Below are 21798 nucleotides of genomic sequence, written 5' to 3' on the forward strand. Positions count from 1 at the left end.
GGCCCGTTTTCGTCAGCTCGACGGGCCGCGGCCCGACCACGTCCACGCGTAACCGGGGTCTTCGGACGCGTCGGCGGCCTCGCCGAGGTCCAGCGGCGCGAACGTGTCGACCATGACCGCGGTCTCGTCGAAGAACTCCGCGCCGATCGACGCCTCCGCCGCGCCCGGCTGCGGCCCGTGCGTGAAGCCGGACGGGTGCAGCGAAAGCGAGCCGATCCCGATCCCGGAGCCCTTGCGAGCCTCGTAGTTGCCGCGCACGTAGAACATCAGCTCGTCGGAGTCGACGTTCGCGTGGTTGTACGGCACAGGGATCGAGTCCTCGTGGTAGTCGACCTTCCGCGGGCAGAAGGAGCAGACGACGAAGTTCGGGCCCTCGAACGTCTGGTGCACGGGTGGCGGCTGGTGCACGCGGCCGGTGATGGGCTCGAAGTCGTCGATGTTGAACGCCCACGGGTAGAGGCAGCCGTCCCAGCCGACGACGTCGAAGGGGTGCGTCGCGTACGTGTAGCGCGTCAGGCCCGCGCGGTGCCGCACGAGGACCTCGACGTCTTCGCCGTCTTCCAGCAGCGGCTCGGACGGCCCGCGGACGTCGCGCTCGCAGTACGGCGAGTGCTCCAGGAACTGGCCCTTCGCCGACAGGTACCGCTTCGGCGGCCCGATGTGCCCGCGCGCCTCCAGGATGAAGAGGCCGACCTCGCCGTGGGGGAGGACGCGGTAGGTGCACGACGTCGGGAGCACGAGGTAGTCGCCGTCGCCGATCTCGAGGCTGCCGTAGATCGTCTCGACGGTCGCGGAGCCGCCCTGGACGTAGAACAGCTCGTCGCCGGCCGCGTTGCGGTAGAGCGGGCTGGGCGCGGTCGCGGTGACGAACCCGATGGTGACGTCGTTGTTGCCGAACAGCCGGCGCCGGTCGGTCACCGCGTCGGCCTCGCCGCCGAACTTGAGGTCCTGGGTCCGGTACGCCCGCGGCTTGAGCGGGTGGTTCGGGGTCAGTGACCCGCGGTCCTCGTCGACGGCGACGGCGTCGACGATCGCCGTCGGCAGGCCGCGGTGGTAGAGCAGCGCGGAGTCCGCGGAGAAGCCCTCGACGCCCATCAGCTCCTCGGCGTAGAGCCCGCCGTCCGGCTTCCGGAACGCGGTGTGCCGCTTGTGCGGGATCTCGCCTACTCGCCGGTAGTAAGGCATCGACGTCCCCTTCTGACGTGTCCGTTGTGCGAACGATTTTGTCCTGATGTCGTACGCTACTAGCGTGTCAGTCGTGTCAAGCGCTGTGGAACTCACGCCCCCCGGCCCCCGTGGAATTCCTCCCCTGTTCGCGAGGCTCGTCGACGACTCGGCGCTGTTCCCTCCGGGCGATGCGGCCATGCCCGAAGCGCTCCGCGCGCACTTCGCGAGCCGGGAGTCCGAACACGCCGGTGTACTGGGGGTTTTTCTCTGCCAGGCGTCCCGGCTGCCGGAGCTGATCACCGAGTTGATCAAGATCAAGCCGAAGCAGCCGCTGCCCCTGTCGCTGATCATCGACACCGGCCTCGGCGGCGTCCCGAAGGCGATCTCGATCGTCGAGTCGCGCAGCGAGCTGCTCGCGCTGCGGATGGTCGAGATGCCCGCGCCGTCGGACGTCGACGAGGTCTGGCTGGAGCGCGTCTCGGAGTTCGTCCCCGAGGACGTCATCCGGGTGGTCGAGCCGCGGCGCGGCGTCGGCTGGCTGGACGGCGTGCGGAAGGTCATCGAGCACGGCAGCTGGCCGAAGATCCGCTGCGGTGGCAAGGCGGGCGAAAACTTCCCCAGCGTCGACGAGGTCGCGGACTTCCTCGCCGTGGTGAGCGGGTCGGCCGGGGCGTCGTTCAAGGCGACGAACAGCCTGCACCGCGCGGTCCGGCACGCCGACCCCGGCACCGGCTTCGTGCACCACGGCTTCCTGAACCTGCTCGTGGCCTCCGCGCGCAGCCTCTCCGGCGGCGACGTCCGGGCGGCGCTGGAGTCGACGGACGGCCAGGCGCTGGCCGACGAGGCCCGCGCGCTGTCCGAGCCGGCGGCGAAGGCCGTCCGGGCGCTCTTCGCGTCCTACGCGGCGGCGTCGTTCGACGAGCCCGTCGCCGACATGGGCGAACTCGGCTTGCTGTGACCAGCCGGGAGGGCTCGCTGACGCTCGACCGGGGGTTGGCGCTGCTGCAGGCGGTGGCCGACGCCGGTGGCGACGCGGCGACCATCTCCGAGCTGGCCGTGGCCATCGGGGCCAGCCGCGCGGCGGTCTACCGGCTGCTCGTGCCGCTGTCGGAGCGCGGGCTGGTCTGGCGCGACGGCACCAAGGTCCGGCTCGGCGTCGGCCTGCTCCGGCTGGCCGGGCAGGTGCTGCCGCAACTGCGGGACGCCGCCGGCCCGGTGCTGCGCGAGCTGGCCGAGAAGGTGGGCGCGACCGCGCACCTGTCGGTCGCGCAGGGGCCGCAAGCGCTTGCGGTGGCCGTTGTCGAGCCGTCGTGGACGAGTTTCCACGTCGCCTACCGCGTGGGGAGCCGCCATCCGCTGACCGCCGGCGCGGCCGGCAAGGCGATGACGCTGCGCCCCGGCGGCACCGGCTGGGTGACGTCGACCGGGGAGCTCGAGGCGGGCGCGTCCGGCGTCGCGGCGCCGGTCCGCGGGGTGCCCGGACTGCGAGCGAGCGTCGGGGTCATCTCGCTGGAGCCGCTCAAGGCCGCTGAAGTCGGGCCGCAGGTCGTCGCGGCCGCCGCCCGGCTGGCCGGCATCCTGCGAACGGACGCTTAACGCAGCGGCCGGACCATCGTCAGCAGCAGCGCGACGTCGACGGTGAACAGCAGGCGCTCGAACAGGCCCAGCGTGACGTCCTGCTGAGCCGGGCCGAGCACGAGCGTGAGGACGAACCCCCCGAGTACCACGCCGACGCTGGCCAAGCTCGCGGTGGCCAGGCGTCGGATCGTCGTGCGCCGTGGCTCCCACGGGCAGCGCTCGCGGCCCTTCCTGGTCAGCACGAAGGCGGCGGCGGGCAGCGCGACGAACGCCGTGAGCGCGGCGAGGTTGTGGACCTGTCCGGAGAGCGAACGCGCCTGCCCGTCGGGGTCGACCGGCACGAGCCCGCACACCAGCAGCCCGGCCGACCAGACGCCGAGCAACACGCAGACGGCGGTGGTGCCCGGGCGGTGGGCCTTGGCGATCCCGGCGAGCAGCGCGACCGAGCCGAGCGACAGGGCCAGGCACATCACGCTGAACAGGGGAGCGGCCGACGACGTGCCGAGCTTGCCGTAGACGTACTCCGACAGCGTCTGCCAGATCGGGCTGACCTGGCCGGAGAGCCGCAGGTGCAGGCCGATCGAGATGGCCACGGCGAGGCCGATGCCGCCGAGTGCGATCCGGCCGTGCAGCGGCGAGACCGCGGTCGAGGGCTTGTTCACCTGGTGCTCCCCCTTTCGTTTCCGAAAGGTTACCGGGCGAACCTGTGAAGGAGCGGTCAGAAGGCCAGCTGGAGCAGCGCGAAGGCCGCGAAGCCGGCGAACCCGAACCCGGCGCAGCGCTGGATCAGCTTCGGCTTGATCCGGCTGCGGAGCTTGGCGCCGATGAACACGGCGAGCCCGGCGACCACGACGAGCGCGCTGAACGCCCCGACGCCGACGGCGACGGGGTTGCCGATCCGGGCGGTGAGACTCGCCGTCGCCAGCTGGGAGGCGTCGCCCCACTCGGCGGCGAAGAGCACGCCGAACGACGTCATCGCGGAGCGCGTGAAGGACAGCGGCGAGGGACCGGTGCGGGAAGCGTCTTCGCCTGCTTCGTCCGCTTCGCTGAATCCCTCGCGAAGGAGCATGAAAGCGCCGAGACCGAACATCGCGGCGACGACCAGCGAAAGGACAACATCCGGTAACAGCGTCAACACGCTACCGAAAGCGACCGCGATGACGCATTGCGCGGCGAACGCGACGCAGACCCCGGCGAAAACCGGCCAGCCGCGGAAACGGGTGGTCAGCACCAGGGTCGCGACGAGCGTCTTGTCCGGCAGCTCCACGGCGAGGACCAGGCCGAACGCGCTGATCAGCGCCACCATCGCGGCAGTCATGAGTATTTGTCGCCCCTTTCACTGCAACGATAAAGGGGAGAAACGGAACGCCGCAAGCTGATCGCTCCCGCGAAATTGCCCGATCGGCGGCCATGAATTTGTCGTCAAGGGCAGGCGCACATATTTTTTCGGTGTGCCGAATTTTCGTTTGTGTCCTGGGGTAGGTTGACCGTCATGGGGTCTGAAGCGCGCGCTGCGCAGGTCGACGAGGTCATCCGCCGGTTGGAAGCTCACTACGTGTTCCCCGACGTCGCGGCGAAGCTGGCGGAGGTGCTTCGCCAGCGCCTGGGCGACGGCGCGTACGCACGCCTCGGCGACGCCGAATTCGCGACGGCCGTCACTGCCGATCTGCAGTCGGTGAACGGGGACAAGCACCTGCGCCTCCGCCACCACGTCGACCCGGTGGCCGACGACGGCGACGCGGCCATGAACTCCGAGGGGTACCGGCTCGAGGCGGAGCTGGAAGGGTTCGGCATCGCGGAGGTCCGGCGGCTGGCCGGCAACGTCGGCTACCTCGACACGACCATGCTCTACCCGCCGGAGCTGGCCGGACCCGCGATCTCGGCCGCGATGACGCTGCTCGCGCCCACGGACGCGCTGCTGCTGGACGTGCGCCGCAACCGCGGCGGCAGCCCGGGGACGAGCGCGTTGCTCCAGACCTACCTGGTCGACGAGCAGACCCACTACCTCGACATCTACGAGCGCGAGGGCCACCGCACGACCCAGATGTGGACCCTGCCGTACGTGCCGGGCCTGCGGTTCGGCGGCACCAAGCCGGTCTGGGTGCTGACCGGTCCGCGGACGTTCTCCGGCGGCGAGGACCTCGCGTTCTCGCTCCAGCAGCAGGGCCGGGCCAAGACGGTGGGGGAGGCGACCCGCGGCGGCGCCCATCCGCGTGAGCAGTACAAAGTGGACACCTACCTCGACGTGACCGTGTCGATCGCGCGCTCGTTCCACCCGGAGACCGGGGAGAACTGGGAAGGCACCGGCGTCCGCCCCGATCTCCCGGTCGCGGCGGACCAGGCGTTCGACACCGCGTACGCGCTGGCCCTGGCGCACGTGCTCGAACTCGGCGACACGGGCCCGCGGCGTGCGGTGGCCGACGAGGCGCGGCTGGCGCTCACCCGGCGGTAGGGCGCCCGGGACGTTGGTCCCGGGCGGAACGGGACCACTTGAACTGGTCGCGCCCCGGCGGCCGGAGCACGCTGGACCACGTGGAGGTCCTAGAGCTCGCGCGGTGGCAGTTCGGCATCACGACCGTCTACCACTTCCTGATGGTCCCGCTGACCATCGGGCTGTCGATCCTGGTCGCGGCGATGCAGACCCGGTGGGTCCGCACCGGGGAGCCGCGGCACCTGAAAATGACGAAGTTCTGGGGCAAGCTGCTGCTGGTCAACTTCGCCATGGGCGTGGTGACCGGGATCGTGCAGGAGTTCCAGTTCGGGATGAACTGGAGCGCGTACTCGCGCTTCGTCGGTGACGTCTTCGGCGCGCCGCTCGCGATGGAGGGGCTCGTCGCGTTCTTCGTCGAGTCCACGTTCCTCGGGCTGTGGATCTTCGGGTGGGACCGGCTGCCCAAGCAGGTGCACCTGGCGTGCGCGTGGGCGTTTTCGCTGGCCACGATGGCTTCGGCGTACTTCATCCTGGCGGCGAACTCGTGGATGCAGCACCCGGTGGGCGTGACGTTCGAGAACGGCAGGCCGACCATGAACTCGATCTGGGCGGTGCTGACGAACAACACGGCGCTGGCCGCGATCCCGCACACGCTGGCCGGCGCGTTCTCGGTGGCGGCGGCGTTCCTGGTGGGGGTCGCGGGCTGGCACCTCTGGCGGCGCGGCGACCACGAGGACGTCTGGCGGTCCTCGCTGCGCCTCGGCGGCTGGGTCGGCGTGGCCGCGTTCGCGGTGCTCTCGATCACCGGTGACACGCAGGGCAAGCTGATGTTCGAGCAGCAGCCGATGAAGATGGCGTCGGCGGAAGCGTTGTGCCACACGGAAAAGCCCGCGAGCTTCTCGATCATCGCGATCGGCGACGTCGCGGGGTCGAACTGTGAGGACGTCAAGACGTTCAACGTTCCGGCGCTGCTGTCGTTCCTGGCGCACAACGACTTCTCGACCGAGGTCAAGGGGGTCGAGGACCTGGTCGGGGAGTACCAGGCGAAGTACGGCACGAACTACCCGGACGACCCCGCGCTGGGTTCGCTGGCCGGCAAGCCGATCGACTACGTGCCGAACCTCCCGGTGACGTACTGGGGCTTCCGCATGATGATCGGCTTCGGCGCGGTTTCGGCGGGCATCGGGGTGCTGGCGCTCTGGCTCACCCGCCGCGGCCGCCTCCCGCGTGCCCGCTGGTTCCCGTGGCTGGTCCTCGGCGGCATCGCCACGCCGTTCCTGGGCAACAGCGCGGGCTGGATCTTCACCGAGATGGGGCGTCAGCCGTTCGTGGTCGTGCCCAATCCCACGGGCGTCGACGGCGTGTGGATGTTCACGGCCCAGGCGGTCTCCCGTCTGACGACGGGCGAGGTCTGGACGTCCCTGATCGCCCTGACCACGGTGTATGCCGCCCTCGGCGTGGTGGAGCTGTACCTGATGCGCAAGTACGTCCGCGGTGGCGTCGACGCGGTGATGCCCCCGGAAAAGCCGGACTCGGACAAGCCGGGCGAGGATGCGCTCGCCTTCGCGTACTGAGGAGCCGAGCTGTGAACTGCACTCAGTGTGCCGGCGTTTTCACTCACGCGAGTTACCCACAGTGGGGCTGTGGACAACTCCACCCCCTGTGGATAACTCGCCGCTACCGAGGAGCGACCCGATGACCCTCGCGACGGTCTGGTTCTGCGTCATCGCCTTCTTCTGGCTCGGCTACCTCTTCCTCGAAGGCTTCGACTTCGGCGTCGGCATGCTGCTGCCGGTGCTCGCGCGCGACAACACCGAGCGCCGCGTCATGGTCAACACCATCGGTCCCGTCTGGGACGGCAACGAGGTGTGGCTCATCGTCGCCGGCGGGGCCATGTTCGCCGCCTTCCCCGGCTGGTACGCCAGCCTGTTCTCCGCCGCCTACCTGCCGCTCCTGCTCGTGCTGCTCGCCCTCATCGGCCGCGGCGTCGCCTTCGAGTACCGCGGCAAGGTCGACTCCGAGCGCTGGCGGCGCAATTGGGACCGCGTGATCATGATCGGCTCGTGGATCCCGCCGCTGGGCGTCGGCCTCATCCTCGCGACCACCGTCCTCGGCCTGCCCCTCGACGCCGACGGCAACCGCGTCGGGTCCGCGTTCGCCGCCGTCCGCTGGGACACCCTGCTCGGCGCGCTCGCGATCGTCGCGTTCTCCCTGACCCACGGCGCCGCGTTCCTCGCCCTCAAAACCAGCGGTGACCTGCGAGAACGCGCTCGCACCCTGGCTGTCCGGCTGCTGCCGTTCGCGACGGGGCCGATGGTGGCGTTCCTGGCGGTCGTGCAGTGGCGCGGGGGCACGCTGTGGACGTTGCTCGCGTTCGGGATCAGCGTCGTCGCCGCGGTCGCCGCCTGGCTGCGGCTGCGCGCCGACCGCGACGGGCAGGCGTTCGCCGCACTCGGCGTCGTCATCGCCGGCGCCGCGGTCACGATGTTCGGCACGCTCTTCCCGAACGTGCTGCCGTCGACGCTCGACACCGCCGACACCCTGACCATCGCCGGTGCCGCGTCAAGCCCGTACACGCTGACCGTGATGACCTGGGTCGCCGTCTTCGGCGCCCCCGCCGTGCTGATCTACCAGGGCTGGACGTACTGGGTGTTCCGCAGGCGCATCGGCACCCAGCACATCCCGGCGGTCCACGCGCCATGACGAAGGGAAAAAGCCCGCTCGGCGCACAGCCGGCCCTCGTGCCGGCTGTGCGCCGAGCGCTGGCCGTGGTCGGTTTCCTCTCCTTCCTCAACGCCGCCGCGCTGGTCGCACAGGCATTCCTGCTCGCGGACGTCCTCGCGGCGATCGTCGGAGCAGGTTCCGGGGGACGCACCGCCCAGCTGGCCGCCCTGCTCGCGCTCGTCGCGACGCGCGCGAGCACCGGCTGGGCGGTGCGCACGGTCTCCGTCCGCGCCGCCGCGACAGCGCAACGCGAGCTGCGCGCCAAGGCCGTCGACCACGCGCTGCGCCTCGGTCCCGAGTGGATCGCCCGCCGCGGCCACGGCGAGCTGACCGCGCTCACCACCCGCGGCCTCGACGCGCTCGACGCCTACTTCCGCGAGTATCTGCCCGCGCTCGTGACGGCGGCGGTGGTGCCGCTCGGCGCCGGCGCGGCGATCCTGTTCGCCGACTGGCCGTCCGGCGTCATCGTCGCGCTGACCGTGCCGCTGCTCCCGGTGTTCGCCATCCTGGTCGGCAAGTTCACCGCCGGGCGCGTCGCCGGCGCGACCGACGCGACCCACCGGATGTCCGAGCGGCTCCTGGAACTCGTGCGCGTGCTGCCGGTGCTGACCGCGTTCCGGCGCGCCACCGCGCAGGCCGAGACCGTCCGCCTGCTGTCCGAACGCCACCGCCGCGCGACGCTCAAGACGTTGAAGGTCGCGTTTTCGTCGGCGTTCGTGCTCGAACTGATCGCGACGCTGTCGGTGGCGCTGGTCGCGGTGGTGATCGGCGTCCGGCTCGTCGGTGGTCACCTGCCGCTCGCCATCGGGCTCGGCGTGCTGATCCTCGCGCCCGAGTGCTACCAGCCGCTGCGCGCGGTCGGCGCCGCGTTCCACGCGAGCGAGGACGGCGTCGAAGCGGTCCGGCGCGTCGCCGATCTGCTGGCCACGCCCGCGCCCGCCGGCGGCAACGCGGTCCCTTCGCGAGGCGAGCTGCGCGTGTCCTCGCTGCGCATCGCGCGACGCGGCGGGTTCGCCCCGGACGGCGAGACGTTCACGGTTCGCCCGGGCGAGACGGTTTGGCTCCGCGCCCCGAGCGGGGGCGGGAAGTCGACGACGCTCTCGGCGTTGCTCGGCTTCGTCCCGGCACACGACGGCGCCATCACGGTCGGCCCGGCGAACCTCGCCGACGCCGACCTGGCGCGCTGGCGCGAGCAGGTCGCGTGGGTCCCGCAATCGCCCGTGTTCACCGGCGGCACGGTTCGCGAAGAGCTGGGCTCCGATCCTGACGCGGTGCTCGCCGAACTCGGGTTGGGCGGGCTCGCGGACCGCCCGGTGGCGCAGCTGTCGCTGGGGCAACGTCAGCGCGTCGCCGTCGCCAGGGCGTTGCTGCGGGTACGGGACGGCGCATGGCTGCTGCTGCTCGACGAGCCGACGGCGCACCTCGACGAGGCCGGCGCGCGCCTGGTCCTCGACGCGGTGCGGCGCGCCGTCGACGACGGTGCCGCGGCGATCATCGCGGCCCACGAGCGCACGGCCGCCGTCGACCTTCCGCCGGACGACATCGCGGCGTCCGAATTGTCCATAGTGGACGCTTCGCGCCCACCACTGTGCTGGCGAGCGCTCCTCGACGGACGGCTCTTCGGCGGTGCCGCGCTGGGCGCGGTCGCGCTGCTGGCCGGGGTCGCGTTGACCGCGACGTCGGGCTGGCTCATCGCCAAGGCGTCGCAGCAGCCGCCGATCCTCACCCTGACGGTCGCGGTGGTCGGCGTCCGCGCGTTCGGGCTCGGCCGCGCCGGGCTTCGGTACGTCGAGCGGCTGGTCACGCACGACGCCGCGTTCCGCATCGCCGGCCGGCTCCGCGTCCGGCTGTGGAACTCGCTGGTCCGGCTCGGGCCCGCGCGGGGGCTGCGCGCGGGCGAGGGGCAACGCCGGCTGGTCGCCGACGTCGACACCGTGCGCGACCTGCTGCCCCGCGTGGTGTCGCCGCCGGCGGTGGTCGCGCTGGTCGCGGCCGGGGCGATCGCCGTGCAGACGTGGGTCCTGCCCGCGGCCGGGCTGACGCTCGCGGCAGCGGTGGCGCTCGGGCTGTGCGCGCCATGGGTCGCCCTGCGCGCCGAACGCCGGGCGACGTCGGCGCTGGCGGACGGCCGCCGCGCAGTGGCCGCGCGAGTCCTCGTGCTGTTCGAAGCGGCGGCCGAACTGCTCGCCTTCGGCACGGACCGGGACCATCGCCGCGCCCTCACGGACGCCGACACCCGCCTGGTGACGCAGGCGCGTCGCCAGGCTTTCGGCGTCGGCGCGGCGGAAGCGCTGGTCACACTGGTCTGCGGAGCGGCCGCGGTCGTCAGCACGGCACTGGCCGCGACGGCGGTGGCCGACGGCCGGCTCGACCCGGTCCTGGCGCCGCTGGTGGCGTTGGTGCCGCTCGCGCTGGCGGAGGTGCTCGCGCTGCTGCCGCCGGTGGCGCAGCACTGGGACACGCTGCGGCGCGCTCGGCGTCGCCTGGCGGACGCCCCGGAGGAGCCGCACGCGCAGGTGCCGGGAACCACGGTCGAGCTGCGGGGAGCGGACCTGGGCTGGCCCGGCGGGCCGGTCGTGCTGCGCGATGTCGACGTTTCTCTCGCACCGGGCACGTACGCGGCTGTCGTCGGGCCGAGTGGTGCCGGCAAGTCGACGCTCGTCGCCGCGCTGCTGGGGTTTCTCGCTCCCCGGAGCGGTGCGGTCACGGTCCCGGAGGGGATCGCGTGGGCACCGCAGGAACCGATGCTCGCCGCGACGACGGTCGCCGAGAACCTCCGGCTCGCCCGCCCGGCCGCGACCGGCGACGAGCTGCGCGAGGCGTTGCGGCAGGCCGCGCTCGCCGACGTCTCGCCGGAGACGATGCTCGGCAGCGGCGGCAGCGGACTGTCCGGCGGGCAGGCACAGCGTGTCGCGCTGGCGCGGGCGTTGCTCGGAGCGCCGTCGGCGGGACTGGTGCTGCTCGACGAGCCCACCGCGCACCTCGACGAGCCGACGGCCCAGGCCGTGCGCGCGCACCTGCGTGAAGCGCTGGCCGGCCGCACGGTGGTGCACGTGACCCACCGCGCCGACGAGGCCGACGGAGCCGACGTGGTCCTGGAAGTCCGCGACGGCCGGGTCGTCGCGCGGGTGCCGGTGCCATGATTGATTCCCGCGCTGTCGTTCCCCGCCCTGTCGATTCCCGCGGTGTCCTTGCCGCGCCGCCACCGCGCCGCGCGATAATGACGGAACTCATGGATCCGACGCTTGCCGCGCGGGCGCTGTCCGCCGCCACCGAGATCACGAGCACCGCCCTGTCCGGCGACGACCCGGGAGCGGTGCTGGACACGGTCGTCGCCAGGGCGGCCGAGCTGGCCGACGCCGACCTCGGACTGGCCATGGTGAGCGCCGACGACGGTCGCGTGGTGGTCGAGGCCGCGCACTACGCCACGGCCCACCCGGCCGATTACGCCTCGCACGGCGGAGAGCCAGCCACCGACGTGGTCCGTACGGGGGAGTCGTTGCGAGGGCTCGCTCTTCCCGAAGACTCCGCGGCCGGGCGGGTGGCCCGGGGTGGGGAACCCGTTGCCAGCGAGGACTTCACCGTTGATCCGCGGACCGCGCCGTACGTGCCCGCCGAACTCCAGGGCTACGGGCCGTTCGCGGCCGCGCCGTTCGGGTCCGGGGGGCGGGTGCTGGGGGCGCTGACCGTCTACCGGAAGCGGGGCCGCGAGCCGTTCTCCGCGGGGACCGTCGAGATGCTCGTCGCCTTTGCCGCGCAGGCCGGGGTCGTGCTCGCGCTTGCCGAAGGCGCCAATGCGCGTCACCGCGTCGCGCTGTACGAAGAGCGGGAGCGCATCGCCCGCGAGCTCCACGACGTCATCGTCCAGCGGCTCTACGGCGCCGGCATGCAGCTGGACCGGGTCCGGCGCAACATGCGCAAGCGGTTCGCCCAGGCCGACGGCGCTCGCCTGTCCGACGCGATCGACCAGCTCGACCAGACCATCGAGGAGATCCGCGGCACTGTGCGCGCGCTGAGGTCACCGGAGCCTCGCCACGACACCGGCACGCCCACCGACCTCGCCGAGTCGGCGCGCGGCGAGGTTCGTATCGCCGGCGAACTGCTCGGGTACCCGCCGACCCTGGAGCTGTCCGGCGAATTCGCCGACATCCCCGCGGAACGCGCCGACCACATCCGGGCCGCCCTGCGCGAAGCACTGTCCAATGTGGTCAGGCACTCCGGAGCCAGCGAAACCCGCGTGACACTGACCAGGGACTCCGGCGGCGTGAAACTCCGCGTCCGGGACAACGGTTCCGGCGTTCCCCAAGGCGTCGCCACCCGTGGCCTGCGTCATCTCGCCGAACGCGCGGAGGCCGCGGGCGGGAAGTTCTTCCTGAACTCCTCACCCAGTCTCGGCACACTCGTCGCGTTCGACCTTCCACTCGACTGACCGATACTGTGCCGTCTGACCGATACCGTGCCGCCTGATCGATACTGTGCCGCCTGATCGATACTGTGCCGTCGGTACCAATCCGACGGCAGTCACGGCGGAAACCGTCGCCTCGAGCAGATCGGCTGCGAACCGTGTCCGCCTACTTTCGGTCGGATTGGTACTGCTGCGCGACCTAACCTTCTCGGGTCATCCAGCCTCCCTTCCTGGCCCTCGGCATGATCGTACCGGCACGTCGAACATATATTCGACTCACGTTCGAGTGAATCTCGCTCCGCGGAACCGCTGATCGATATGGCGTTCCGTGACGAGGACAGGAAAAGAACGCAACGAACGGCGGCTTGCGAACAGGCCGGTCGCTCGGGTGTTATTTCTCGCGGCGCACGATCCAAGCGGCCGCCTGCGTCCGCCGCTGCATGCCGAGCTTCGCCAGCACGGAAGTGACGTAGTTCTTGACCGTCTTCTCGGCGAGGAACAGCCGCTCGGCGATTTCGCGGTTCGACAGACCCTGGCCGATCAGCTCGAGGACGTCCCGTTCGCGCTCGGTGAGCGTCGCCAGCTCGTCCGTCGGCGGGTGCCGCATCTTGTCCAGCACCCGCGCGGTGCTCACCGGGTCCAGCAGCGACCGGCCGGCCGCGACCTCGCGGACCGCGTTCACCACGTCCTGCCCCCGCACCTGCTTCAGCAGGTAGCCGGCGGCGCCGGCCATGATCGCGCCGACCATGGCCTCTTCGTCGTCGAACGCCGTGAGCATCAGGCACGCGGGCGGGTTCGGCTTGGACCGCAGCTCGCGGCAGAGGGTGACGCCGTCGCCGTCGCCGAGGCGGACGTCGACCACCGCGACCTCCGGCTCGACGTGCATCGCCACCGCCAGCGCCTCTTCGACGCTGCTCGCCTCGGCGACGACCTCGATGTCGGGCTCGTCGCCGAGGAGGTCGCGGAGCCCGCGGCGGACCACCTCGTGGTCGTCGACGAGCAGTACCTGGATCGGCATACTCCGAGGTTACGGGGTATGCCGCCGCCCGCGGCGGCCGGTCGGCGCCGGCCCACCGAGATCGCCGATCAATTTCCTCGAAGGTGTGACGGCAAAAGCTGTAACACTCGCATTGCGACTCTTTGCGCGCCCGGCGTTTCCGAAATCCCCGAATATTCCGTAACGGTGCCACGGCGGCCGCGACAGTAACCACGCAATCGCTCCGAATCTCCTCGGAAAGGACCTCCGTTGTCCTTCTTTCGTCGTGCCCTGACCACGGCCGTCGCCGTGGCCGGGCTCGCTCTCCTCGGCCCTGTCCCGATCGCTTCCGCGCAGCTCGCGACGCCACTGGCCGGCGATCTGGACTGCGAGGACTTCAAGTACCAGGAAGACGCCCAGGCCGTTTACGACCAGGACCCGTCCGACCCCAACGGTCTCGACGGCGCGCCCAAGGACGGCATCGCCTGCGAATCCCGGCCCGCCACGGGCGGCCAGGTGAAGGTGAAGCCGGTCGGCGGCGTGGCCACCGGCGGCGGTGAGCCGGACGACGAGGCGCCCGGGTTCCTGGTGTTCAGCGGCTCGCTGGTCGCCGCGGCGGCGTCCGGCGGCATGGTGCTCTACCTGCGCCGGCGCCCGAATTGAGGCACCCACGCCTGTGGCCGGCGGTCACGGCGGTCGCCGCCGCGCTCGGCGTCGTCGTGGCCGTGGCTCTCCTTCTCGTCTTCACCCGGAAGGCGCCGGAGCAGATCGCACCGCCGAGCCCGGCCGCCACGAGCGCCACGACCACCGCGGCTGAGACCGCCGGTCGTCTCCCGGCGGCGAAACCGGCGTCCCTGACCATCCCGGCGATCGGCGTCCGGGCGGACAGGATCACCGACCTCGGGCTCGCCGACCGGGGTGAGCTGGAGGTCCCGGGCGACGCCACGACGGTCGGCTGGTTCACCGGCGCGCCGTCGCCCGGCGAGGCCGGGCCGGCGGTGCTCGTGGCGCACGGCGACACGGCAGAGCCGGAACTGCGGATCATCACCTGCGGCGGGGCGTTCGACCGGTCGAGCGGCAACTACCTCGGCAACTACCTCGACAACGTCGTGGCCTACGCGCGGCTCACCGCCGTCGAGGCCTGAGCCAGGTCGATCCGGGCCAGCTCCAGCCGGCGGTAGGCGCGGTCGCCGAGCGACCAGACGTCCAGGACGTCGCCGTCGAGCTCGGGGTACGCGATCACGAGCCGGGTGGGCTCGGCGCCGTCGGCGCGGTACACGACGTCCACCGGGATCCCGGCTTCGAGCTGCCAGCAGAGCTGTTGCTGCTTCGTCGTGAGCCGGCCCGCGTAGCGGTCGCTCATCGCCCGCGCGAGCTGCCCGCGCAGCAGGGCCGGACCGCTCGCCGGGGCCGCCAGCAGCCGCTCGGCGTGGTCGACGGGATCGGGCGGCCGTTCGCCGGGTTCGGGATCGCGGACGACGACTGTCGGCTCGGCCTGTTCGCGCGTGGGCAGCACGATGCTGCCGTCCGCGGCGTGGCGAGTCGGCGCGTAACCGGCTTCGCGCAACGCTTCGAGCGTGCCTGACGCGTCCACTGTGGACGTCAACACGGTGGGCGCCACCGCGCGCAGGCCGAGTTTGGCCAGCCTCCGGTGCGCGGCGAGTTCCGCGAGCATCGCGGGTTCGCCTACGACGACGCTCGCGATGTCGATCACCCGCGCTTCGCCGTGCCGCCGCGCGACGTCGTTGACCAGGTACACCAGCGGTTGCGGCAGCTCGCCCGCGGCGATCGCGCCCAGGTCGCCGAGCAGCTCGGCAGCCGACGCGCCCTGGTCGAACGCCCGCCGGACGGTCGCCGGGGAGAACCGCCAGCTGGTCGCGGTGCCCTGGGCCTCCCGGTCGGCGACGCGGTCCAGCAGCGCGGCGAGCCGCGCGTCGGGCGAGCCGGGCACGATCGCGGTCAGGTCGGTGCCGAACAACGCCGTCGTCCGCGCGCGGGACACCAGCTCGTCGGTGACTTCGACGAGCCTTTCCGGTGCGAGCAGGGCGCGCCCGGCCGCGGTCACCGCGCCGTGCGCGACCACGCCGAGCAGTTCGCCCTCGTCGAGCGCGGCTTGGACGTGCTCCGCGAAGTTGTCGGCAGACAGCATCGCCGCGTGCCACCCGGCGAGCCGGGTCAGTGCGTCGGCATCGGTGACGGCGTCGCCGGGTTCGAGCCGCGCCAGCAGCCGCACGACCAGCCGCCGCACCAGCGTGGCGACGTCGGTCTCGTACTCCGGCGGCGCCGGGTCCCACCAAGTCGTCACCAGCAGGCGGTACAGCAGCGCGGGAGCGGGCCGGGCGAGGTCCGGATCCGGCGCGAGCGTGGGCGGCGGCGCCTTCTGCCCGCGCCGCGGCGCGGGCGGCTCGTCGGCCAGCAGCAGGCCCGCCTGTGCCGCGAGGTCGATGGCCAGCTCGATCTCCGCCGGCGCGCCCCCGGTCTCCTTGGCGACCTTCTTGACCAGCCGTGCCCCGATGGTGCCGTCCTTGAGCAGCGGGAACGGCTCGGCGGCGGCCAGGTCGAGGATGGCCGACACGCGGTCGAGCAGCCGCAGCGCGGCGGCCGACGACGCGGCCTCGGCCGGCTCGGCCCCGGTGTGCGTGACGGGCAACTCGGGTTCTTCGGGCGTGAACGACAGCTGGTGGTCCGGGCCGCGCAGCGCCAGCGACACCTCGATCGGCATGGCGGCGCTGCCGTAGTAGGTCCCGAACAGGAAGCCGTGGTCGAAGGCCCAGCCCTCCGGGGTGTGGAACGGCATCATCCCCTCGACCTCGGGAACGCCGTCCGCCATGTCCCGCAGCACCTTCCGCGTTTCCTCGGGCGCGGTGGCGAAGAGCTCGCGCACGCGGTCGCCGTCGCGGAAGAAGCGCACGAGGCCGAGCAGGAGTGCCGGCCGCCGGCCGGCGTCGGGCAGGCCAAGGGCTTTCGACAGCTGCGTGAGCCGGGTCGTGCCGAGTTCCCCGAGCAGGTTCGCGACCGGCCGGCCGAGGCCTTCGGCGCGGAAGCTGTCCTTCCGCAGCAGTTCCGGCAGCGTGACGCCGTCGGGATCGCGCCACAGCAGGGCGCGCTCGGCCAGTTCGTCCACAAAGGACTCGACGGTCGCCGGTTCCGTGCCGAGCAGCCGGGCGGCCTCGGCGACGGGCACCGGCCGCAGCCCCAACGCGTGACACAGCTGGACGGCGATCACGACCTGCGCCTGCGGCAACGACAACCCGAGCAGGGCTTCGTTCACGGACTCGGGCGACCCCAGCCGCGCCGCGACGACGTCGAGCCTGCGCGGCCACGGCTCCTGGAGCACGTCCGGGCGATGGGTGAGCACCTTCGCCAGGCGTTCCCGGTCGAGGCTCGCGAGCCTGCCGAGCAGTTCGTCGGCGGTGGTCATCGGCCCAGGTTAGATCACCGCTCGCAGGCCACGCCGTCGTCGGCGTCGAAGCGCATCGGCGGGGGGATCACCGAGCCCGCACCGCGGTGATCGGAAGCCCACCGCCCCGGTGCGGCCGGGCTGAGCCGGTCGGGTTCACTGGTGCCATGGCGGGCATTCCGGAACTGGCGTTGCGGCAGATCGAACGGTGGTGCGCGCAGCGCGTCCCCGAGCGGCTCAAGGACCAGATCCGGGTCGAGTGCCGCACGCGCGGTCGCGTGGTCACCATCGTCGAGCGCCGTGCGCCGTGGTCGCCGGAGGCCGGCCCCGACTGGACCGAGCAGAAGATCGCGCAGCTGCGCCTCGACGAGTTCGGCATCTGGTCGGTGCGCTGGGCCGACCGGAACGGGCGGTGGCTGACCTACCCGGACGCGCCGGTCGCGAGCACGCCGCCGGCGTTGCTGGCCGAGATCGACCGCAACCCCAACGGGGTGTTCTGGGGCTAGCTCGGCGACGGCGGCGGGAACCGCACCTCGTTCCGGTCGATCTTCGCGTGCGCCGCGGCGGGCAGGTCGACGCCGAGGCGGTCCGCCAGCTGGAGCAGGTACAGCGTGACGTCCGCGATCTCGTCCAGCACCTTCGCCGCCAGCTCCGGGTCCTCGCGCCACGCGTCGGACTCCTCCGGCGTCAGCCACTGGAACAGCGAGGTCAGCTCGCCGACCTCACCGGACAACGCCATCACGAGGTTCTTCGGGGTGTGGTACGGCTCCCACGCGCGAGCCGCCGCGAAGCCGCGGAGGCGCTGGGTCACGTCTTCGAAGGTCACGGTGGCGATTGTCCTCGACAGTCACGATGCGCTATCGGCCGTATGGCGGATTGGCGTTGACCGGTGAATCTCTCACTCAATAGGTTGAGTTTCGTCGGGATGAGAGCGGGGTCCAAGGCTGGGAAAGGAACGTCTTGAAGTACCTGCGATCCGTCCGCGGCCGCATGCTGAGCATCGCGTTCATCCCCGGCGCCGCGCTCGTCCTCGTGGCCTTGGTGATCGCCACTTTCCTGGTCCACCAAGCGGTTCTGACGCGGGACGGCGCGATGGAGACGGCGGCCGCCGCGGACCGGACGGCTCGCTCCGTGGTCGCCCTGCAGGCCCAGCGGAGCGAGGCGATGGCCGTGCCCGACCGGCGGACCACCGCGTACGCGAATTTCACCCAGCGGATCGACGCCGCCATCGCCGGCCTGCGCGACTACGCGCGCCGCGCGCCCGACGCCGAATCCGCCTATCAGCAGACGACCGCCGTCGAGCTGCTTTCCGTAGCCGAAGGCATGTACCGCTCCGATTCCCTCGCACTGGCGGGGATCGACACCGTGACGCGGCGGCCGTTCGCCTCCGCCGTGGCCGCCTACCGGGCCGAACTGGCCCGGCTCGCCCCCCAGCTCACCGAGAGTGGCCGGACGGCGTACGAGTCGCTCACCCGCAGCGCCGACTGGAGCAGGCTGGCCGCCGCCGAGGACGCGTTCGCCGCCGCCGAACCGTTGCCCATCCCCGACTCCACCTGGCGCAGCGCCGCCTACACCGTCTCCGAACAGCTCGGCCTGCTGTACTCCCAGCAGAGCCAGTACGCCGTGCAGCTCACGCTCGACGACGGCCGCCGCACCCTGGGCGGCGCGCTCGCCGCGGGGACGGCGCTGGTGCTGTTCGCCGCGCTCCTGCTGGTCGTCGTGCGGCGGCTGGTGGCGCGGGTGCCGGTGCCGGTCGTCCCGATCATGGTGCCGACTTTCCGGGCGGCGGCGATCCCGCTACCCCGGCACGCACGGTCACGACGGCCGCGCATGCCGGAACCCTGGCCGCTGAACGCCGTGCTCGACGACCTGCGACGCCGATGAGCCCTTCACCCGTCACGGATTACTCCGAAAAGAGCACGCGGTCGGCCCACACGCGCCTCCGTCGGGCTCAGGCACACTGGTGCGCGTGAGTCCTCCCTCGGATCTTCGCCCCTACCTGCGCACTTTGGACGCGGAGACGCTGGTGGACCTGCTGCACGGCCACGCCGAGCGTGACCCTGAGTTGCGTCATTCGCTCGAACTGCGTGCCGCCACCCAATCCGGTGACGTCAGCGAGGCGCACCGGCTGCTCGACACCGCGGTGACCGACGGGAACGGCGAGTACACCGCGAAGGTCGGTGCGGTCCTCGACACGCTGCGGCGGATGCTCGACGCCGGCAGCCGCGCCGACCTGGCCCCGCTGGCCCGCCGCACGGTCGACGACATCAGCGCGGTGCTGGAACAGTCCGGCGACCACGCCGGCGACCTCGCCGACCGGCTGGACCGGGCCGTGGAGCTGTACGCCCGCGCGTGCGCCGCCCGGCCACCGGACCCGGAGAAGCTGGCCGACTGGATCATCGAGGTCGAGTTCGACGGCCCCGGCCGTCCGGTGATCGACCTCGCCGGGTTCGCGGGGCCGCTGGGCGAGCCCGGCCTGCGCCGGATCAAGTCCACTGTGGACGACGTGCTCGCGGCAAGCGGGCCGGGGCACCGCCGCGACGTGGCCGAACGGCTGCGGGAACAGCTGGCCGAGGTGCTCGGCGACGTCGACGGGCTGCTGGCGATCCTCTCGGCCAAGCCGCCGAGCCGCGACGTCAGCCTCAAGATCGTCCGGGTGCTGCGGGCCGCCGGGCGGCACAGCGAGGCCATCGCCCACGCCGCCCGCGCGCTCACCCACGACAAGAACGGCCACGCGCAGACGCCGCTCAAGCCGCCCGAGGACGACGAGGTTTCCCGCCGCCGCAAGGACTTCGACGCCCGGCCGGACCACGAGACGTACGCCGCGCTGCGAGAGGCCGCGACGACCACCGGGGAGTGGACGGCGCAGCGCCGGACCGCGCTGGCCCGGCTGCGTGAACTGGCCGCCGAGGGCGTCGAGCAGGCCGACGAGCTGACCCGCGTGCTGCTCGACGAAGGCCGTCCCGACGAGGCTTGGCGGGCCTGTGTGCGATTCGGGGCGTCGCCGCGGCTCAAGCTCGAGCTGGCCGAGCAGCGGGCGGCGGAACACCCGGCCGAGACCATCCCGGTCTTTCGCGAACACGTCGAAGAACTCATCGAGCACAAGGACCCGCAGGCCTACCGCGAGGCCGCGCGCCGGCTGAAGCTGTTGCGCACGCTGCACAAACGCTCGGACACCCCGGACGAATTCACCGCATACCTCGCCGGGCTGGTGGAAACCCACCGGCGGAAAACCCGGCTGATCACGGAAATCCGCGCCGCCCGCATCGCTCTCCCGAAAGCCGTAACCTCGCCGCGCACCCCTCGTTGACCGAGGTGAACCGGTGTGCACGTGCATCGGACATCGAGGGCCCGCGCCAAGGCGGTGAAGCCGCTGTGGCCAGCGATGTCGCGGTGGCCTTGTTCCGTCGTCCGGCTCGGCGCCTCCCCGTCGAGCATCCGGCGGACCCGCGCCAAGGCCACCGTGACCCGCTCTCCCGGCTGTGACAACCGGGGGCCGAGTGATGAGGCCGTCCGGATGCGGCGGAAAGCGGTTTGCCGGAACCCTGCCCCGGGCCGGGGGCTCCGCCACCCGGACCCCCGGATCGCATGAAAGCATGAACCCATGAGCCCGGTCAGTCGCGCCCGCAAGAAGGCCCCGCAGCCCGTCACCCACAGCGTGACCGGCCTGTTCAAGGATGTCCTGAACGACTTCTCGGCGCTGGGCGCCGACCCCGCGCCGGTGGACGTCGAACTGCTCGCCTCCGAGGTGCTCGGCCAGTTCCACGACCTGCCCGTCGAGGACGGCGAGGAGCCGCTCGGCCTGGAACTGATCGCCTTCGCGCAGCGCAAGATCACGCCCGGCGCGGCCGCGCTGCTGGCCGCGCTCAAGGTCGTCGCGGAGACCGACGTCGAGCGCAAGGCCGCCGACGACGGCCTGCAGGTCGTCCTCGGCCGCGGCATCCCCGCGCCCGCCTGGGCCGCCGGCCTCGGCCTGGTCACCGCCGGCGAGTGCTGGCGGACCGGCGACGTCTACGGCGACGAGTCGTCCCTGCTCTGCGTCTTCGCCCACGACGACCAGGTCCACGGCCTGCTCGCCCTGCTCGACTTCACCGAGGGCGGCCGGGTGCGGGACCTCGTCGTCATCGAGCACCCCGCCGACGTCCTCGCCGAGATGCGGCAGCAGGCCGACGCCGACCCGGAGCTGGTCGTGCTGGAGGCCGTCGAGCCCGCCGAGGCGCACCGCCTCATCTCGGACGGCCTCGCGGTGACCGACCACCTCGACGAGGCCGACGTCAGCGAGGACTACGCGCGCTTCCACGCGGTCGCGCTGACTTGGTGCCGCGCGCTGCCGGAGCCCGCGCTGGTGCCGGAGGTGGCCGCGTGGTCCGACGACGAGCGGGCCGCCGTCGTCGAGCAGTTCGTCGCGGCGAGCGGCGAGGAAGCCGGCGCCGCCCGCGCGATCGGCGCCCTGCTGCTGGAGCACGGCCTGCGCACCGACCCGGCGAACCCGCTGCGCGTGGGCCCGGAGAAGGTCGCCCGGTTCCTCGAGGGCCTGCTGGGCGAGGAGTACGAGCTCGACGCCGACCACGAGGACGCTGTGGAGCCGGTGGTGCTGGCCTGGGTGCAGTGGACGGCGGAGCGGGCCGGGCTGTCCGAGACCGCCGTCGCCGCGCTCGAGGAGGCCGTCGCCGAATACCTTGGCGAGTACACCGACGAGGACGATTCGCCGCTGGAGCACTACTTCGGCGAGCTCGGCGACCTGTCGCCGAGCGAACTGGCCGACGCGCTGGACCGCCGGATGTTCGCCGTGCCGTCGCTGACCACGGAGATCGAGGACGAGGAGGTCGACCTCGACCCCACCGATCCGGAGCAGCGCCGGGCGCTCGTCATCGCCGAAGCCGACGAGGACGAGGAAGAGCAGCGGCTGGTGCTGCGCGCGACGATCGTCGATCAGCTGTGGGACGACGAGCCCGCCGAGGCCTGGGCCGCCGTGCAGCGCCTGCAGGAAGCCGAGCTCGACCGCGACGAGATCTTCGAGCAGCTGATCGACGCGCTGGAAAACAGCCTGCTGGATTCGGAAACGCTCGAATACGACGCTGACGGTTACCTCGAGGCGCTGGCGGAGCTCGGCTGAC

The 21798-nt window shown here is 72.1% G+C and carries 19 protein-coding genes; 13 read left to right on the forward strand and 6 right to left on the reverse strand.

Annotation, left to right across the window (positions count from 1 at the left end; genetic code table 11):
- Positions 1 to 12 precede the first annotated feature (12 nt).
- Positions 13 to 1185, reverse strand: coding sequence for a homogentisate 1,2-dioxygenase domain-containing protein (locus AB0M82_RS21565; RefSeq protein ID WP_364724427.1), 1173 nt, complete (start codon positions 1183 to 1185; stop codon positions 13 to 15).
- An 85-nt stretch (positions 1186 to 1270) separates the two neighbouring features.
- Between AB0M82_RS21565 and AB0M82_RS21570 the strand changes: the two genes are divergently transcribed.
- Positions 1271 to 2125 carry a hypothetical protein gene (locus AB0M82_RS21570; protein WP_364724605.1) on the forward strand — a complete coding sequence of 285 codons (855 nt, stop codon included), beginning with the start codon at positions 1271 to 1273 and terminating at the stop codon, positions 2123 to 2125.
- Complete coding sequence (locus AB0M82_RS21575; RefSeq protein ID WP_364724430.1) at positions 2122 to 2763, forward strand: helix-turn-helix domain-containing protein; 642 nt, start codon at positions 2122 to 2124, stop codon at positions 2761 to 2763. Before AB0M82_RS21570 ends, AB0M82_RS21575 begins: the two co-directional genes overlap by 4 nt.
- Here AB0M82_RS21575 and AB0M82_RS21580 read toward each other — a convergent pair.
- Entirely contained in the window at positions 2760 to 3407 is a 648-nt protein-coding gene (locus AB0M82_RS21580) for a DUF998 domain-containing protein (RefSeq protein ID WP_364724432.1), read from the reverse strand. The two genes, AB0M82_RS21575 and AB0M82_RS21580, sit on opposite strands and share 4 nt — an antisense overlap.
- 56 nt (positions 3408 to 3463) lie before the next feature.
- Positions 3464 to 4051 (reverse strand): TMEM165/GDT1 family protein, encoded by a 588-nt coding sequence (locus AB0M82_RS21585; protein ID WP_364724607.1) that lies wholly within the window; start codon positions 4049 to 4051, stop codon positions 3464 to 3466.
- Between the two features lie 186 nt (positions 4052 to 4237).
- Between AB0M82_RS21585 and AB0M82_RS21590 the strand changes: the two genes are divergently transcribed.
- The 5 genes from AB0M82_RS21590 to AB0M82_RS21610 all read left to right on the forward strand — a co-directional run bounded on the left by AB0M82_RS21590 (position 4238) and on the right by AB0M82_RS21610 (position 12329).
- A complete protein-coding gene (locus AB0M82_RS21590) occupies positions 4238 to 5197 on the forward strand; it encodes a S41 family peptidase (protein WP_364724434.1) in 960 nt (319 codons plus the stop codon).
- Positions 5198 to 5277: 80 nt separating this feature from the next.
- A complete protein-coding gene (locus AB0M82_RS21595; protein WP_364724437.1) occupies positions 5278 to 6750 on the forward strand; it encodes a cytochrome ubiquinol oxidase subunit I in 1473 nt (490 codons plus the stop codon).
- Between the two features lie 121 nt (positions 6751 to 6871).
- The gene (gene cydB / locus AB0M82_RS21600; protein WP_364724439.1) at positions 6872 to 7879 is read left to right on the forward strand and encodes a cytochrome d ubiquinol oxidase subunit II; all 1008 of its coding nucleotides are present in this window, start codon (positions 6872 to 6874) and stop codon (positions 7877 to 7879) included.
- Positions 7876 to 11043, forward strand: a complete 3168-nt coding sequence (cydD, locus tag AB0M82_RS21605; protein WP_364724442.1) for a thiol reductant ABC exporter subunit CydD — start codon at positions 7876 to 7878, stop codon at positions 11041 to 11043. Before cydB ends, cydD begins: the two co-directional genes overlap by 4 nt.
- An 89-nt stretch (positions 11044 to 11132) precedes the next feature.
- Positions 11133 to 12329 (forward strand): GAF domain-containing protein, encoded by a 1197-nt coding sequence (locus tag AB0M82_RS21610; RefSeq protein ID WP_364724445.1) that lies wholly within the window; start codon positions 11133 to 11135, stop codon positions 12327 to 12329.
- A 367-nt stretch (positions 12330 to 12696) separates the two neighbouring features.
- On the opposite strand, the gene AB0M82_RS21615 is transcribed toward AB0M82_RS21610, so the two are convergent.
- Positions 12697 to 13323 carry a response regulator transcription factor gene (locus AB0M82_RS21615; protein ID WP_364724447.1) on the reverse strand — a complete coding sequence of 209 codons (627 nt, stop codon included), beginning with the start codon at positions 13321 to 13323 and terminating at the stop codon, positions 12697 to 12699.
- Positions 13324 to 13551: 228 nt separating this feature from the next.
- Between AB0M82_RS21615 and AB0M82_RS21620 the strand changes: the two genes are divergently transcribed.
- Positions 13552 to 13944: a calcium-binding protein gene (locus AB0M82_RS21620; protein WP_364724449.1), complete on the forward strand. Its 393-nt coding sequence runs from the start codon at positions 13552 to 13554 to the stop codon at positions 13942 to 13944.
- A complete protein-coding gene (locus tag AB0M82_RS21625; protein WP_364724452.1) occupies positions 13941 to 14426 on the forward strand; it encodes a class F sortase in 486 nt (161 codons plus the stop codon). Before AB0M82_RS21620 ends, AB0M82_RS21625 begins: the two co-directional genes overlap by 4 nt.
- On the opposite strand, the gene AB0M82_RS21630 is transcribed toward AB0M82_RS21625, so the two are convergent.
- Positions 14396 to 16702 carry a helicase-associated domain-containing protein gene (locus AB0M82_RS21630; protein ID WP_364724455.1) on the reverse strand — a complete coding sequence of 769 codons (2307 nt, stop codon included), beginning with the start codon at positions 16700 to 16702 and terminating at the stop codon, positions 14396 to 14398. The two genes, AB0M82_RS21625 and AB0M82_RS21630, sit on opposite strands and share 31 nt — an antisense overlap.
- Positions 16703 to 16848: 146 nt before the next feature.
- On the opposite strand from AB0M82_RS21630, the gene AB0M82_RS21635 reads away from it, so the two are divergent.
- Complete coding sequence (locus AB0M82_RS21635) at positions 16849 to 17187, forward strand: DUF3024 domain-containing protein (protein ID WP_364724458.1); 339 nt, start codon at positions 16849 to 16851, stop codon at positions 17185 to 17187.
- Here the strand turns inward: AB0M82_RS21635 and AB0M82_RS21640 are convergent.
- Positions 17184 to 17507: a nucleotide pyrophosphohydrolase gene (locus AB0M82_RS21640; protein WP_364724460.1), complete on the reverse strand. Its 324-nt coding sequence runs from the start codon at positions 17505 to 17507 to the stop codon at positions 17184 to 17186. The two genes, AB0M82_RS21635 and AB0M82_RS21640, sit on opposite strands and share 4 nt — an antisense overlap.
- 134 nt (positions 17508 to 17641) lie before the next feature.
- On the opposite strand from AB0M82_RS21640, the gene AB0M82_RS21645 reads away from it, so the two are divergent.
- From AB0M82_RS21645 to AB0M82_RS21655, 3 genes are all read left to right on the forward strand, one after another.
- Complete coding sequence (locus AB0M82_RS21645; RefSeq protein WP_364724462.1) at positions 17642 to 18565, forward strand: nitrate- and nitrite sensing domain-containing protein; 924 nt, start codon at positions 17642 to 17644, stop codon at positions 18563 to 18565.
- A gap of 85 nt (positions 18566 to 18650) precedes the next feature.
- Positions 18651 to 19991, forward strand: coding sequence for a hypothetical protein (locus AB0M82_RS21650; protein WP_364724464.1), 1341 nt, complete (start codon positions 18651 to 18653; stop codon positions 19989 to 19991).
- Positions 19992 to 20285: 294 nt separating this feature from the next.
- Complete coding sequence (locus AB0M82_RS21655; protein WP_364724467.1) at positions 20286 to 21797, forward strand: hypothetical protein; 1512 nt, start codon at positions 20286 to 20288, stop codon at positions 21795 to 21797.
- Position 21798: the final 1 nt, after the last annotated feature.

Origin of the sequence: Amycolatopsis sp. NPDC051128 (assembly GCF_040682715.1) — a bacterium.
Lineage (GTDB): Bacteria > Actinomycetota > Actinomycetes > Mycobacteriales > Pseudonocardiaceae > Amycolatopsis.

What these genes read in the sequence shown, in the direction of transcription:
- AB0M82_RS21630 (WP_364724455.1), bottom strand. Translation starts at nt 16,702, where the DNA reads ATGACCACCGCCGACGAACTGCTCGGCAGGCTCGCGAGCCTCGACCGG.
- AB0M82_RS21615 (WP_364724447.1), bottom strand. Translation starts at nt 13,323, where the DNA reads ATGCCGATCCAGGTACTGCTCGTCGACGACCACGAGGTGGTCCGCCGC.
- AB0M82_RS21610 (WP_364724445.1), top strand. Translation starts at nt 11,133, where the DNA reads ATGGATCCGACGCTTGCCGCGCGGGCGCTGTCCGCCGCCACCGAGATC.
- AB0M82_RS21635 (WP_364724458.1), top strand. Translation starts at nt 16,849, where the DNA reads ATGGCGGGCATTCCGGAACTGGCGTTGCGGCAGATCGAACGGTGGTGC.
- AB0M82_RS21585 (WP_364724607.1), bottom strand. Translation starts at nt 4,051, where the DNA reads ATGGTGGCGCTGATCAGCGCGTTCGGCCTGGTCCTCGCCGTGGAGCTG.
- cydD (WP_364724442.1), top strand. Translation starts at nt 7,876, where the DNA reads ATGACGAAGGGAAAAAGCCCGCTCGGCGCACAGCCGGCCCTCGTGCCG.
- AB0M82_RS21655 (WP_364724467.1), top strand. Translation starts at nt 20,286, where the DNA reads ATGAGCCCGGTCAGTCGCGCCCGCAAGAAGGCCCCGCAGCCCGTCACC.
- AB0M82_RS21565 (WP_364724427.1), bottom strand. Translation starts at nt 1,185, where the DNA reads ATGCCTTACTACCGGCGAGTAGGCGAGATCCCGCACAAGCGGCACACC.
- AB0M82_RS21590 (WP_364724434.1), top strand. Translation starts at nt 4,238, where the DNA reads ATGGGGTCTGAAGCGCGCGCTGCGCAGGTCGACGAGGTCATCCGCCGG.
- cydB (WP_364724439.1), top strand. Translation starts at nt 6,872, where the DNA reads ATGACCCTCGCGACGGTCTGGTTCTGCGTCATCGCCTTCTTCTGGCTC.